The sequence below is a fragment of the Gottfriedia sp. OAE603 genome, from assembly GCF_040543965.1.
In the GTDB taxonomy this organism is placed as follows: domain Bacteria; phylum Bacillota; class Bacilli; order Bacillales; family Bacillaceae_G; genus Gottfriedia; species Gottfriedia solisilvae.
The window spans coordinates 3416995-3430584 of sequence record NZ_JBEUNN010000001.1 but is presented as its reverse complement, the minus strand read 5'-3'; the positions used below and the strand labels follow the sequence as shown (position 1 = coordinate 3430584).

The 13590-nt window shown below is 33.6% G+C and carries 14 protein-coding genes; 7 read left to right on the top strand and 7 right to left on the bottom strand.

What is annotated here, in order from left to right:
- Positions 1-98: 98 nt before the first annotated feature.
- Complete coding sequence (gene metK, locus ABID96_RS17440) at positions 99-1295, top strand: methionine adenosyltransferase (RefSeq protein WP_192603103.1); 1197 nt, start codon at positions 99-101, stop codon at positions 1293-1295.
- Positions 1296-1492: 197 nt separating this feature from the next.
- On the top strand, positions 1493-2026 hold the full coding sequence (locus ABID96_RS17435) for a cysteine hydrolase family protein (protein ID WP_192603102.1): 534 nt from the start codon (positions 1493-1495) through the stop codon (positions 2024-2026).
- Between the two features lie 40 nt (positions 2027-2066).
- Here ABID96_RS17435 and ABID96_RS17430 read toward each other — a convergent pair whose 3' ends face one another.
- Positions 2067-2579, bottom strand: coding sequence for a DinB family protein (locus ABID96_RS17430; RefSeq protein WP_192603101.1), 513 nt, complete (start codon positions 2577-2579; stop codon positions 2067-2069).
- 203 nt (positions 2580-2782) lie between these two features.
- Between ABID96_RS17430 and ABID96_RS17425 the strand changes: the two genes are divergently transcribed.
- The 3 genes from ABID96_RS17425 (at position 2783) to ABID96_RS17415 (ending at position 4405) form a co-directional block, all read left to right on the top strand.
- Positions 2783-3118 (top strand): thioredoxin family protein, encoded by a 336-nt coding sequence (locus tag ABID96_RS17425; RefSeq protein ID WP_192603100.1) that lies wholly within the window; start codon positions 2783-2785, stop codon positions 3116-3118.
- 14 nt (positions 3119-3132) lie between these two features.
- A complete protein-coding gene (fosM, locus tag ABID96_RS17420; RefSeq protein ID WP_192603099.1) occupies positions 3133-3561 on the top strand; it encodes a FosM family fosfomycin resistance protein in 429 nt (142 codons plus the stop codon).
- Positions 3562-3979: 418 nt separating this feature from the next.
- The gene (locus ABID96_RS17415) at positions 3980-4405 is read left to right on the top strand and encodes an OsmC family protein (protein ID WP_088002508.1); all 426 of its coding nucleotides are present in this window, start codon (positions 3980-3982) and stop codon (positions 4403-4405) included.
- A gap of 44 nt (positions 4406-4449) precedes the next feature.
- On the opposite strand, the gene speE is transcribed toward ABID96_RS17415, so the two are convergent.
- The 5 genes from speE to ABID96_RS17390 form a co-directional block, all read right to left on the bottom strand.
- The gene (gene speE, locus ABID96_RS17410; RefSeq protein WP_377896972.1) at positions 4450-6777 is read right to left on the bottom strand and encodes a polyamine aminopropyltransferase; all 2328 of its coding nucleotides are present in this window, start codon (positions 6775-6777) and stop codon (positions 4450-4452) included.
- Complete coding sequence (gene speD / locus ABID96_RS17405; protein ID WP_192603098.1) at positions 6764-7609, bottom strand: adenosylmethionine decarboxylase; 846 nt, start codon at positions 7607-7609, stop codon at positions 6764-6766. The genes speE and speD overlap by 14 nt, the downstream gene beginning before the upstream one ends.
- A gap of 370 nt (positions 7610-7979) precedes the next feature.
- Positions 7980-9134 carry a glycosyltransferase family 4 protein gene (locus ABID96_RS17400; RefSeq protein ID WP_192603097.1) on the bottom strand — a complete coding sequence of 385 codons (1155 nt, stop codon included), beginning with the start codon at positions 9132-9134 and terminating at the stop codon, positions 7980-7982.
- A gap of 11 nt (positions 9135-9145) precedes the next feature.
- Positions 9146-9679 (bottom strand): phosphatase PAP2 family protein, encoded by a 534-nt coding sequence (locus tag ABID96_RS17395; RefSeq protein ID WP_192603096.1) that lies wholly within the window; start codon positions 9677-9679, stop codon positions 9146-9148.
- 231 nt (positions 9680-9910) lie between these two features.
- Positions 9911-10441 (bottom strand): gamma carbonic anhydrase, encoded by a 531-nt coding sequence (locus ABID96_RS17390; protein ID WP_192603095.1) that lies wholly within the window; start codon positions 10439-10441, stop codon positions 9911-9913.
- A gap of 95 nt (positions 10442-10536) precedes the next feature.
- On the opposite strand from ABID96_RS17390, the gene ABID96_RS17385 reads away from it, so the two are divergent.
- Positions 10537-11631, top strand: a complete 1095-nt coding sequence (locus tag ABID96_RS17385; RefSeq protein WP_192603094.1) for a tetraprenyl-beta-curcumene synthase family protein — start codon at positions 10537-10539, stop codon at positions 11629-11631.
- Between the two features lie 14 nt (positions 11632-11645).
- On the opposite strand, the gene ABID96_RS17380 is transcribed toward ABID96_RS17385, so the two are convergent.
- Complete coding sequence (locus ABID96_RS17380; RefSeq protein ID WP_192603093.1) at positions 11646-12797, bottom strand: cation:proton antiporter; 1152 nt, start codon at positions 12795-12797, stop codon at positions 11646-11648.
- 403 nt (positions 12798-13200) lie between these two features.
- On the opposite strand from ABID96_RS17380, the gene ABID96_RS17375 reads away from it, so the two are divergent.
- On the top strand, positions 13201-13497 hold the full coding sequence (locus ABID96_RS17375) for a DUF3817 domain-containing protein (protein WP_192603092.1): 297 nt from the start codon (positions 13201-13203) through the stop codon (positions 13495-13497).
- Positions 13498-13590 lie beyond the last annotated feature (93 nt).

The window sequence follows — 13590 nt, the reverse complement described above, 5'->3', positions numbered from 1 at the left end:
CTTTATCTTAAATGGGAAACATAAGATATAGGAAAACATTTTTCTAATCTTATGTTGAGAAAAAAGAGATCCGTCAATTCAATTTAGGAGGGGACTCAATGTCACAACGTCGTTTATTTACTTCAGAATCAGTTACAGAAGGACATCCAGATAAAATCTGTGACCAAATTTCAGATTCAATTCTTGATGCAATTTTAGCTAATGATCCAAATGCTCGTGTAGCAGCGGAAACTTCAGTTACAACAGGTTTAGTACTTGTTGCAGGTGAAATCACAACTTCTACTTATGTAGATATCCCAAAAATCGTTCGCGAAACAATTCGTGAAATCGGTTATGACCGAGCTAAATACGGATTTGATGCAGATACATGTGCAGTATTAACTTCTATTGATGAGCAATCAGCTGATATCGCTTTAGGTGTAGACCAAGCATTAGAAGCACGTGAAGGAAGCATGTCAGATGAAGAAATCGAAGCAATCGGAGCTGGAGACCAAGGTTTAATGTTCGGTTTTGCTGTAAACGAAACACCTGAATTAATGCCACTTCCAATTTCTTTATCTCATAAAATCGCACGTCGTCTAACTGAAGTAAGAAAGAATGAAACAGTTTCATACTTACGTCCAGATGGTAAAACTCAAGTAACAGTTGAGTATGATGAAAACAACAAACCAGTTCGTATTGATGCAATTGTTGTATCTACACAACATGGTCCAGAAGCAACTCAAGAACAAATCGAAAATGATATTAAAGAACTTGTTATTAAACCAGTTGTACCAGCTGAGTTAATCGATGCGAATACAAAATTCTTTATCAACCCAACAGGCCGTTTCGTAATCGGTGGACCTCAAGGGGATGCAGGATTAACAGGTCGTAAAATCATCGTTGATACTTACGGTGGATATGCTCGTCACGGTGGTGGAGCATTCTCTGGTAAAGATGCAACGAAAGTTGACCGTTCTGCTGCTTATGCTGCACGTTACGTTGCGAAAAACATCGTAGCTGCTGGATTAGCTGATAAAGCTGAAGTTCAATTAGCATACGCAATTGGTGTTGCGAAACCAGTATCTATTGCAATTGATACTTTTGGTACAGGTAAAGTTTCAGAAGAAAAACTTGTAGAAGTTATCCGCAATAACTTTGACTTACGTCCAGCAGGAATTATCAAAATGCTTGACCTACGTCGTCCAATTTACAAACAAACTGCTGCTTATGGTCACTTCGGCCGTACAGATATCGACCTTCCTTGGGAACGTACTGATAAAGCAGAAGCTTTAAAAACTGAAGCTGGTCTTTAATGATTAAAAGAGACTGTAACAGCATTTGCTGTTACAGTCTCTTTTTTTATTTTATGCCTAATTCGTCAATTAAAAGCTTTCAATAAGTATAATTATGTAAGATGATATGATTGTGTATTGTTTTCTGGCTTAGCCTAATAAAAATGAAGGACGGAGGTGAGTGTAATAGGGGGAAATGTACTCCTTATTACAGTAAGATGAATGATCATACAGCATTATTAGTCGTAGATGTTCAAAATGCAATGTTTACTTATCCTGATTTTAAGCTACATAATGAAGAAAAGGTACTAGATAATATTACTAGCATGGTTGAAAAAGCAAGAGAAGTAAATATGCCGATTGTTTATATTCAGCATACCGAAGACGATTCTGAATATAAAGAAGGTTCATCAACTTGGGAAATACATCAGAGAATTAAACCCCGTTCAACTGATATCGTTGTGCAAAAAGGAACATGTGATTCTTTTTACCAGACGAATCTTCAGGAAGAACTAAATAAACTACAAATAGAAAAATTAGTCATTGTCGGAATGCAAACTGAGTTTTGCATAGATACAACTGTAAGAAGTGCCTTTAGTAAAGGGTACAACAATATTTTAGTTAAAGATGCACATAGTACTTTTGATAATGGTAAGCTAATAGCCTCTCAAATCATTAATCATCATAATGATATACTTGGTGGCGGGAGATTCGCTATTTTAAAAGAAACAAAGGATATATCATTTGAATAAATAAAAAATGCCACCGTAATATGTACGGTGGTATTTCCTTTTATATATAGCGTTCTTTTAGTATGTTTAAATGATGAAGCTCATGCCCAGCAATTACATATGCCATTGCTCGAGCAGTAGTTGGAGCATGATTAACCGAACCAATTTTTTGCAGAGATTCATTAGAAAGTGTTGAAAGTAAGGAAAGGGTAGATTGACGAACATTAGATAATTCAAATAGGATTTGGTGTAATTCTAGTTCATTGAATTGTGTATTAGAAGCATAGACGTTTTGATCAAAAGAAGGTAAATTAGCAGTTTCGCCTCTAGCAATTGCTAATAAACGATAGCTCATTACACGTTCTGTATCAGCCATATGACCAAGTACTTCTTTAATCGTCCATTTATCTTCTGCATATTTATAATTCCCCTGTTCAGAAGTAAGTGTCTGGCAGAACTTTTTGGTTTCATCAATTTGGTTTAATAGAATGTCAATTAAATTTCCTTCAGGTACAAGGTCGATATAGCCTTTAAAGTTGGCAGGGAATTCTGTTGCCTCAGGTCTATTCAACATAGCGATCTCCTCCTATTTTTCCTTTTTATGTAATTTCAAACTTATAAGTCTCAGTATACATTATGGTAAAATTATGTAAATAGAATAATGAATTTTAAAAAAAGGACGAAGAAGTTGTATGATGAATCAACATCGTTCTAACATTTAGTCTAATATTTTTAGATGATTATCAGGTCAAAAAAAAATAAAATAGAGGTCAAAATATGAAGAAATTTCAAGAGATAGAAAATTTTATCACACAGAATAAAAGTGCCATCATCTTTGTGAGCGGATTAAATTGCGCTGTTTGTGATGCAGTATTTCCACTTGTTGAAGAACTCATAAAAGCGTATCCTAGCATCAAATTGCTACATACAAAGGCAAATGAGGTTCCTGAGTTATCAGGTCAGTACCAAGTATTCACTGTACCAGCAATTTTGTTTTTCTTTAATGGAAAAGAAATTGCTAGGAAAGTACGGTTCATTCGAGAAGAAGAATTAATCAAAGAGTTTGACAGACTTAGTGTATTCGCTGAACAAGGATCAATGTATGAAAATTAAAGAGGGTGATTACAGTGGGGATAAAAGGTATTAATCATTTTCTATATTCGGTTTCAGATTTAGAGAAATCAATTGAATTTTATCAAAAAGTTTTTGATGCAAAACTACTAGTAAAAGGAAGAACAACTGCCTATTTTGATATGAATGGAATCTGGCTTGCGTTAAATGAAGAAAGAAATATTCCAAGAAATGAAATTGCTCATTCATATACACATATAGCCTTTTCGATAGACGAAGATGAGTTTGACAGTATGTATGAGAAATTATTAAAACTAAATGTAAACATACTGACCAGCCGCGAAAGAGATGAACGAGATAAAAAGTCCATCTATTTTACAGATCCTGATGGACATAAGTTTGAATTTCATACTGGTACTTTACAGGACAGGATGTCTTATTATAAACAATCAAAAAGCCATATGACATATTATGATGAACAATAAATTTTGTATGAAATCAAAAAGAGGATGAACAAGTCTTTTACTAAACAATAGTATTGGAATATGAGAATTATATGTTGATTTTTAAAACAGGTATAAGTGAAAAACATATATTAGTCCTGTAACCGAAATTTTTCAGAGCAGTTTATTTAGTATTATTAGATTAAAATGCTAATATTAATGAAGAACAATTTGAAACAGTAGTTGCAGCAAAAAGTATTGAAGAAAGCACTCAAAAATCTAAAGATTCTTCACATTATTATTGATTGAATAGATAAAATAAATGTTTTCTAACAGATTGATGCTTTTTATGTTTTAAAACGACTAACGCATTCTAAAGTAGCAAGCTATATAAGAAAACAGTAAAATAATTGAGAATAGTATTAGATATTATTTATCTGTAGAAAAAGGAGATTTGATCATGCACACAAGTATTAAATGGGATGGTAAATTAGCTTTTTCAGGAATAACGCCTTCGGGGCATGAATTAAAGATGGATACTGCTGAGTCTCTAGGTGGGGAAAATAGTGCACCAACACCAGTGGAGCTATTATTAAATGCAGTTGCAGGCTGTACAGCAATTGATATCGTACTAATAATAGAAAAAATGCGATTAAAATTAACCTCGTTTGAAGTTGAGGTTAGCGGTGATCGTGCAGATGAGCATCCTAAAAGATTTACAGATATACATCTTCACTATATTTTAGGTGGAGAATTAGATGTTGAAAAAGTTAGAAAAGCGATTAAACTTTCGAAAGATAAATATTGTTCAGTAGCCCATTCATTAAATGCCAATATTTCGGCTAGCTTTACAATAAATGGAACAAAGAGCGATGAGACACTTTAACGATAAAAAAAGAAAAAGCATCAATATAGATGCTTTTTTCTTTTTTATTTTGCATTATCTAATTGTTTTCTCACATATGTAGGTAACATAAAACAACCTACATGGAGATCAGTATTATAGTATTTTGTTTCGATACCTAGAGCATTCCATTCGTCTACTTTTATGTCTTTAATCGGATCGTATTTTTTTGATGCGAATCCAAATAGCCAATGCCCAGATGGATAAGTAGGCATATGGAATTGATATACTTTTGAAACTGGGAATGTTTCTTTTATTTTTGAATGTGCTCGTTTCATTTCATGTGCGTAGCTTTCGTAATACGGACTTTCATGTTGGTTAATTAGTATACCTTCTTCACTTAATACTCGTTTGCAGTTGTTATAGAAGGCTACCGTGAAGAGTCCTTCACCTGGTCCGATTGGATCTGTTGAATCTACTAATATTAAGTCATAGTAGCCATCATCTGCTTCTTGTACGAATTTTAATCCATCTTCAAAGTATAGTGTTAAGCGTTTATCTTGGTCTAATTGTGAAGCGGTCAACGGAAGGTACTGCTGACATAAACGAACAACTCTTTCGTCAATCTCAACCATGTCGACGACTTCTATTGAAGGATAACGTAATACTTCGCGTGCAGTACCACCATCTCCGCCACCAATAATTAATACTTTTTTGATTTTTGGATTCACTGCCATTGGAATGTGGGTAATCATGTCATGATAAATAAATTCATCTTTTTCAGTTACCATCATATAGCCATCTAGTGTGAAAAAAGTTCCAAATGTTTCGCTTCTGAAAAAGTCTATTTGTTGAAAATCACTTTTTTCTGAGTGCATATGTTCTTGCACTTTAATTGAAAACTTTGTATCTTCCTGGTGATTTTCTGTATACCATAAATCCATTAAGTTTTCCTCCAAACTTCTATCTACAACTTTTATTACATATGGATCATCATCATCATTAATTGTGATGGTACCTTCATCTTTTAGGTATAAATAATGCTGGATAAGCTCTGTGGAAATAAGCTCACCTGGTATACATAAAGGAATGCCAGGTGGGTAAATCATGATTGATTCACCACTAATTAAACCACTTGCATCATGAATTGAGATAATCCGTTTCGGATGATAATACGCCTCTCGTGGTGTCATCACCATTTTTGGGTTCTTCAAGGCGACACTAATGTCAGTATCTAACTTTGGTAATGTTCCATAAAACCTGTCACTAATGTCCTGTAAAGCATCTAACAGTTTTTGAATTGTTTCCTCGTTATCGCCAAGAGAAATGATGGCTAAAATTACATTTGGCTCTGCGAGTTCAATTTGAATTTTATATTCATCTGCCAGCATATCGTATACCTTGAAGCCAGACATGCCTAAGTCTGACACTTTTACAACAAGCTTTAATTCATCATAGTCGAAAACACCAATACCATTGCGATATGTTTCCCGGGTTATACATTGTAAGCCATTCATTTCATTTATTTGCTGTTTTGCTTTTCTAGTTAAGTTTAGGAGTTTTTCAAAACGCTCTTTTCCTTCTAAATATAATTTTTTACGCGCTACGTCGATCGAACACATTAACAGATAAGAGGCAGATGTAGTTTGAAATAAATTAATTGTTGATCGAACTCTATTTTTCGTAATGATCCCATCGTTATGTAGTAAAACTGAAGCTTGAGTTAATGCTCCACCTGTTTTGTGTAAACTCAACGTAACGAGGTCCGCACCTAATAATGCAGCATTCTCTGGTAAATCTGGATGAAATGAAAAGTGTGCACCATGTGCCTGGTCAACCAATACGGGAATACTTCTTGAATGTGCAACATCAATGATTTCTTTTAAATTAGACGTTGCACCGAAATATGTTGGATTAATAATTAAAATCGCTTTTACATCAGAATTTAAGTCAAGGGCGTGCATGACTGCTTTAACTGAAATGCCATTTGCAATGCCGTAGTCATAATCGATTTCAGGCTCAATAAAAACGGGCTTAGCACCTGCTAAAATTAAGGCATTAATTGCAGATTTATGAACATTTCTAGGTAATAAGATCTTGTCACCTTGTTCAAGGGCACTCATAATCATGTATTGAACGCCTGAAGTTGACCCATTAACTAACATATATGCATGATCTGAATGAAATGCGTCAGCAAGAAGCGCTTCAGCTTCTTGAATAATACCGGTTGGGTGCGATAAATTATCCACACGCTTAGAAGAATTTACATCCATTTTAAGAGCCATATCACTCCAAAGTTCTCTTAACTCTTCAAGTGAGTTTCCTCTTTTATGCCCAGGTACATCAAAGCTAGTGATATCCTCCTTAGCATAGCGGACTAATTCTGTTAAAAGCGGTGTTTTATTGTGATCCATCAATTTCCTCCACATCAGGACCATTCCAAAGGTTTTTCCCGTAAAAGATTTCATCCATTTCATATTTAACTTTCTCTTCTATCTCTTGAATTTCATTTTGATCCAATTTTTCTTTTGTATAGCCAAAGAGATAATTATCTAAATCAAATTGCTTTAATTTACATTTTGTATGAAAGATATTTTCTTGGAACACATTTACATCGATCATTTGGTACATGTCTTTGATTTTATGTGGAATATAATTTTGAATTGAATTAATATCATGATCAATAAATAATTTATATCCACTAACATCTCTTGTAAAACCACGAACTCGATAATCGATTGTCATAATATCCGCATCAAATTGATGAATTAAATAGTTTAATGCTTTTAGTGGGGAAATTTCTCCACATGTAGATACATCAATATCAGCTCTAAATGTACTAATGCCATCATCCGGGTGGTATTCAGGATATGTATGGACTGTGATATGGCTCTTATCTAAAGCTGCTACAACAAGCTCAGGTAAAGGACCAGGTGATTCAGAATAAGTTTCAGAGGATGGGTTATCAACCGGACCTTCTGATACTAGAATCGTAACACTAGCACCTTGAGGATCATAATCTTGTTTAGCAATGTTTAAGATATGTGCACCAATAATATGAGTAACCTCTGTTAAAATTTTTGTTAAACGGTCCGCATTGTACTGATCATCAATATATTGGATATAAGCTTCTCGCTCTTCTTTTGTCTTTGTAAAACAAATATCATACATATTGAAACTTAATGATTTTGTTAAATTATTAAAACCATGAAGTTGAATATGATTATTGTTTGATGATGACTTCATTTATGAGTCCTCCTAGTAACGAAGATAATTAGTTCCTATGTATTGTTTGTTTATGAATTATGCATTATTCACATAAGTTATCTTTTTCAGACGTTCCGCTTCAATCAACTATGTTATCCAAAGGAATGCGTTAGTTGATTACAACTCCAGGATACTCCCTTTTTAGTGGAGCGAAAGTCGATCCTCCTCGGTTGGCTGTGGGGTCTTTAGCCTTCTTGCATCTCCCACAGGAGTCTTGCATATCAGTTGTAATCAACTTTTGGCTTCAAAATTTCAAATTCTAAAAAAACACAACCTTTTGAAAAGACCCTCTAGTATAGAGCATGAGCTAGTTACTTTTTTAGAGTGAAAAATAAAAAGCCCGAGAAATTCAGGCTTTTTGAGTGAAAAGTATAGGAGAGAGGGTAGGAGTGACAATTTCCTCGTATTCCATTACTAAAGCATTTAATATGCTGTTCCAGTCTTGTGTTAATGCATAGTCTCTTGCTTTTTTTGACATACGATCTAACATATTGGTTTGTTGTAAACAATCTTCAATTGCTCTGCAAAATGACAATGTATTTTTCGGTTCACAAAGTATACCGGTTGAATAATCTCTAATGATATTTTTTACGCCGCCAGCATTTGCACCGATTACAGGTGTGCCACTTGCCATTGCTTCAAGTACAACATTACCAAAGGTTTCAGTATCTGATGGAAATACCATTACATCACTTACACTATAAATTTCAGCTAATTCATTTTTTTGTAAATACCCGGTATAGATGATTTGGTTTGTTCCTGTTTTTTTCATCATTTCTTCTTTTTTAGGCCCATCTCCTACAATGACCCAAGTTAGCTGATTTCCAAATCGTTGTTTAGAATATTTCATAATATTTGTAAGTGTATCTAAGTCCTTTTCTGGTGCAATTCTTCCAACGAAGCAAATAGTATATTTGGAGGTAATATTATATTTTTGTTTTATTTCTTCTTGATCTTCAGCGGGCTTAAATAATGAACAATCTACTCCGTGGGTCCAAACTGAAAGATTGTTGAAGCCCTTTGTATTTAAGTGATGTAAAGTATCTTTTGATGGTACAAATATTTTTTTTGTTGATCGATGAAACCAATCTAAATATTTCCATAAAAAGCTTTCTAGATAGGTTAATTTATAATAATGAAGATAATGATCAAAATTAGTATGGTATGAAGCAACTAATGGAATATTCAGTTTTTTTGAGATTTGAATACCACACAAACCAATCGTAAAAGGTGTAGCAACATGGATGATGTCAGGGTTAAATTCTTTTATTTTCTTCTTTATTTTAGAGAAATTAGGAAGTGATATTTTACATTCGGGATAAATTTTAAAAGGAACACTTTTTAATCTTGTTACATTCTCGGTAGAACCAGCTCCACAATCTTCAGGCGAAAATACATGAAAAGTATGGCCGTTTTCGTTTAAATAGTTTGTGAAACGATTTAATGTTTTTGCCACTCCATTTACTTGAGGAACATAGGTGTCGGTAAAAATTGCGATTTTCATGTTTCTCCCCCTCATAAGTTATAAAGCAAAAAATGTGAGATAAATGTGGTAGATGTACCTAATACAAGACCACAAAAAACATCAGTAGGATAATGAAGACCTAAATAAATTCTGGAGAAAGCAACACACCCGATTATAGGTAGTATGATCATTGCAGTAATCGGTATATAAATCATAATTGGTAATGCAACCGAAACAATTGCTGTTGTATGACCAGAAGGGAATGAATAATCAGTTAAAGGTTGTTTTGGGACAAACGCTCCTTCTAACTTTAAATAAGGTCGTTTACGTGGATAAAATTTTTTAAAAAAGTGTACAGGTATATGACTAAGTGTTAACGTACATGCACTCAAAATAGAGGCCTGATGTAATTCATTACGGGAGAAGATTAATAGGATTAACGTCGACACAATACAAAAAGTTGCACCACCAAGATGAGTAATTGTACTAAAAAATAAATTCAAGTAACGCTTTTGGAATAATGAATTAACGCGATAAAACAATTGGCATTCGAATGTATAAATCTTTTGAAGAATTGCGCTCATTTTTCATCCCTCATTATAAGTGTTATTTGTAAATTAATTATAAAAAAGGAATATGGATTTCATTAGAACCTTTTGTAAATGAACAATGTAAAAGTGTAAAAAAATGTTAAGAAAACCAAATTTTCTTTTTGTACAGACCTTATAATAGCGTTTGGTGAATTTCCACATTGGATTGGACGAGCTATGAAATAAAAATCGATAAAATAAAAAAGAGACTTATCAAAAAGTCTCTTAGCTTTGCGGTGAATGATTTGACTCAACGCTTTTATAATATTGTCCTTTTTCCACATACTCTCTTCGAATACGGTTCATATCATCAATGTCTTCTTTAGTTAGTTCACGTACGACTTTAGCGGGTCTACCAAATGCTAATGTATTTGGAGGAATGACTTTGCCACCTGGAACTAAACTGCCAGCACCAATCATTGCACCTTCACCAATTTCTGCACCATCTAAAATAATTGATCCCATTCCAATCAATGCATTTTTACGAACAGTACAACTATGTAAGATTACACTATGTCCTACAGTAACGCCATCTTCCAAAATTAGTGGATAGTTAGGGCTTTGATGCAGTACACATAAATCTTGTACATTCACACCATTTCCAATGATTGTGTCGTTAACATCTCCACGAATAACTGCTCCAAAGAATACACTACTTTTTGCGCCAATTGTGACAGAACCGGTAACTGTTGCATTTGAAGCGATAAAAGCAGTTGAATCAATTTGGGGTTGCTTCCCGTTATATGGTAATATCATACTTATACTATGCCTCCATAATTTATATTCTATATACTGAGTATAAACTTATTTAACTAACTTGTAATTAATGAAAAATAGGGAGGAGTGAAAAAATGTCACTACCTAAAAATCCAGTTCAATTAATGCCAAAGGTTTACAAAAATGTATTCCCTTTAGTGCACCAAGAATTAGATTATTGGAAAAAATTTGCGAGTAGAATTCCAGATCCAGAACTAAGAAAACAAGCATTAATGAGTATTGATACAAAAACGTTCCATTGTGAGGGTGGGGCAATTTTAGCATTACTTTCTGAAAAAAACATAAAACCAATTATTGAATTTATAGTTGCCTATCAAACTATTAGTGATTACTTAGATAATTTATGTGACCGAAGTACTTCACTTGATCCTAAGGATTTTGAAGCATTGCACGAATCGATGATTGATGCAGTTACTTGTCAGAAGTCAGAGCAACAATATTACCGATTTAGAGATGAGCAGGAAGATGGTGGCTATTTAAATGCGCTAGTAGAGAAATGCCATCAAAGCTTGAGACAATCACAGTATTACGGTGATATTAAAGATTATTTAATACAATTAGCAGATTATTACTGTAAATTGCAAATACATAAGCATGTTAAGATGGATGAACGTGTTCCAAGACTTACAAATTGGTTTGAAAATTATCAAGCAGATCTTCCAGATTTAGAATGGTATGAGTTCTCTGCATGTGCAGGTTCAACGCTAGGTATTTTTTGTTTAGTTTCGTATTCATTTAATGAAAAAATTTCTAAAGATTTATTTGAACAAGTATACAACAGCTACTTTCCATATGTTCAAGGGTTACATATTTTACTTGATTATGTAATTGATCAGAAAGAAGATGAAGATGGCGGAGATTTAAACTTCTGTAGTTATTATCCATCCAAGGACGTCATGTTAAATCGAATCGAATATTTTTCAACGAAAAGTGATGAATCATTAAAAAACTTAAGAGATTATCGTTTTCACCGCATGATTTATCAAGGATTGCTTGGGATTTATTTAGCAGATAAAAAAATGGCAGGTCCTGATGAAATGAAAAAGATTAGAAGAGGAATTGTTAAAAATGGTGGATTCACTTCATTCTTTTTCTATGGAAACGCAAAATTGTACTTTAAATTAAAAGAGTTAAAATCAAACAGTAAAAAAGTGAAGCATTCGGTGTAATGCTTCACTTTTCTTTATGCAGAAATTTCTAGGTCAGTGCTTTTTTCTGTGAAGAACATTTTCATCAGTAGAGGTGTAACGATTGTCGTAATGAGTACAACGATTACAATGATTGAAAACATTTTATCAGTTAATAAATGGTTTGCTAATCCCGTTGATGCGATAATCAGTGCAACTTCACCTCTAGATACCATTGCTGAACCGATTCCTAAGGAACTTTTACGATTAAAGCCAGCTAGCTTAGCACCAAGCGCACCTCCTATTAGTTTCGTTGCGATCGCAATCAGACTTAGTAGTATGATCATCGGAATTGAAGTAGTGATTCCAGCAAACTGAACTGATACACCGATTAACGTAAAAAATACAGGTACAAATATTGAGTAAGATATCGTCTCAACCTTCTGAACAACTGCATGTTTAAAATCAGTAACTGAGATAGAAACGCCAGCGATATATGCTCCGATAATGGCAGCTACCCCAGTTTTTTCAGCAAATATAGCAAAGACAAAGCAAATAATTAATGCAGCTGAAATTAATGTTTCAGATACATTTAATTTTGTAAATCTTACTAAAATCCAAGGAACGACTTTCCAACCTACTAAAATGGCAATGATAAAAAATGCGAACTTCTTTAATAGCATAAGAGATAAATTTACATCACCGCCACTAAAGCTCATAACAAAGGCCAAAGCAACAATGACAAGAACATCATCTATTACCGCAGCTCCTAGTATTGTGGCACCTTCTTTAGAATTTAATTGCCCCATTTCCTTTAATGTGGCAACTGAGATACTGACACTAGTAGCAGAAAGTAATAGCCCTAGAAAAATAGCCTCAAAGTTCGATAGATGAATCATCATTCCATATAAATAACCAATACAAAGCGGAAGTAAAATCCCTAGAATTCCTACATAAGTTGATGCCTTCCATGATCTTTTAAATTCTTTCACATCAGTCTCTAATCCCGCTATAAACATAAGAAGGATGACCCCGACTTCACTGATTTGATGAAGAGTATCAGTTTCTGTAACAAGACCAAGTACTGCTGGTCCAATCAGAATTCCAACTAGTAGTTTCCCTAAAACAGAGGGCTGACCAAATTTTGTACTAACATCACCTGCCAATTTAGAGGCAATTAATATGATAGCTAATTGAACATAAAGCATTAATGTTTCCTCCAATCTAATTTCAGTACGTAAAAAGAGCCTGCCACATTAAGATAAGTAAAAGACATACTTATCCCAATGTGACAGGCTCCTCCAAGGTTTGCATTCAATTAATATATTATATGTATAGTATAAACGAAGATTGAATAGTAATACAAGATAGAATTGCAAAAGAGGAAGGATGGAAGAAAGGAGGGCTATAAGAAGGTTTGAACGAAAATCATTATATTGCCTTTGAAAAAATAGTTTGATAAATCCTAGTAGTTAAATGGATAACAGTGGTACGTATGAGATTTGTAAATAATTTGCCACATATTTATAAAAATAAACTGATAATTTATGGTAGTGTTAAAAATAGGACTGTTTTAAATGTTTTCAGTAGGTTCAATCAGGGGGAGATTGTATGCTAAAATCACCAATAGGAAAGTTTAGATTGATGGGGTTAATTGAGGGCTTATCATTACTCGTATTATTATTTATTGCCATGCCGCTTAAGTACTTCGCAGGTTTACCTGAAATTGTGACTTTAGTCGGCTCACTTCACGGTTTCTTTTTTGTTTTATATGTCATAACAATTACATATGTCACATTTAAAATTAGATGGTCTTTCATGTGGGCAATTTCAGCGTTTGTTGTCGCATTTATTCCTTTTGGTAATCTTATACTTGATGCGAAACTGCGCCGTTCACAATATAGTTAATGAGGATGGTTTTACTGATTTTTTATAAAAACGAATTAATGAAAATAGAAAAGGATAGTAAAGCAGATATTATTTCTGCATTACTATCCTTTT

What these genes read in the sequence shown, in the direction of transcription:
- metK (WP_192603103.1), top strand. Translation starts at nt 99, where the DNA reads ATGTCACAACGTCGTTTATTTACTTCAGAATCAGTTACAGAAGGACAT.
- ABID96_RS17435 (WP_192603102.1), top strand. Translation starts at nt 1,493, where the DNA reads ATGAATGATCATACAGCATTATTAGTCGTAGATGTTCAAAATGCAATG.
- ABID96_RS17430 (WP_192603101.1), bottom strand. Translation starts at nt 2,579, where the DNA reads ATGTTGAATAGACCTGAGGCAACAGAATTCCCTGCCAACTTTAAAGGC.
- ABID96_RS17425 (WP_192603100.1), top strand. Translation starts at nt 2,783, where the DNA reads ATGAAGAAATTTCAAGAGATAGAAAATTTTATCACACAGAATAAAAGT.
- ABID96_RS17415 (WP_088002508.1), top strand. Translation starts at nt 3,980, where the DNA reads ATGCACACAAGTATTAAATGGGATGGTAAATTAGCTTTTTCAGGAATA.
- speE (WP_377896972.1), bottom strand. Translation starts at nt 6,777, where the DNA reads ATGGATCACAATAAAACACCGCTTTTAACAGAATTAGTCCGCTATGCT.
- speD (WP_192603098.1), bottom strand. Translation starts at nt 7,609, where the DNA reads ATGAAGTCATCATCAAACAATAATCATATTCAACTTCATGGTTTTAAT.
- ABID96_RS17400 (WP_192603097.1), bottom strand. Translation starts at nt 9,134, where the DNA reads ATGAAAATCGCAATTTTTACCGACACCTATGTTCCTCAAGTAAATGGA.
- ABID96_RS17395 (WP_192603096.1), bottom strand. Translation starts at nt 9,679, where the DNA reads ATGAGCGCAATTCTTCAAAAGATTTATACATTCGAATGCCAATTGTTT.
- ABID96_RS17390 (WP_192603095.1), bottom strand. Translation starts at nt 10,441, where the DNA reads ATGATATTACCATATAACGGGAAGCAACCCCAAATTGATTCAACTGCT.
- ABID96_RS17385 (WP_192603094.1), top strand. Translation starts at nt 10,537, where the DNA reads ATGTCACTACCTAAAAATCCAGTTCAATTAATGCCAAAGGTTTACAAA.
- ABID96_RS17380 (WP_192603093.1), bottom strand. Translation starts at nt 12,797, where the DNA reads ATGCTTTATGTTCAATTAGCTATCATATTAATTGCCTCTAAATTGGCA.
- ABID96_RS17375 (WP_192603092.1), top strand. Translation starts at nt 13,201, where the DNA reads ATGCTAAAATCACCAATAGGAAAGTTTAGATTGATGGGGTTAATTGAG.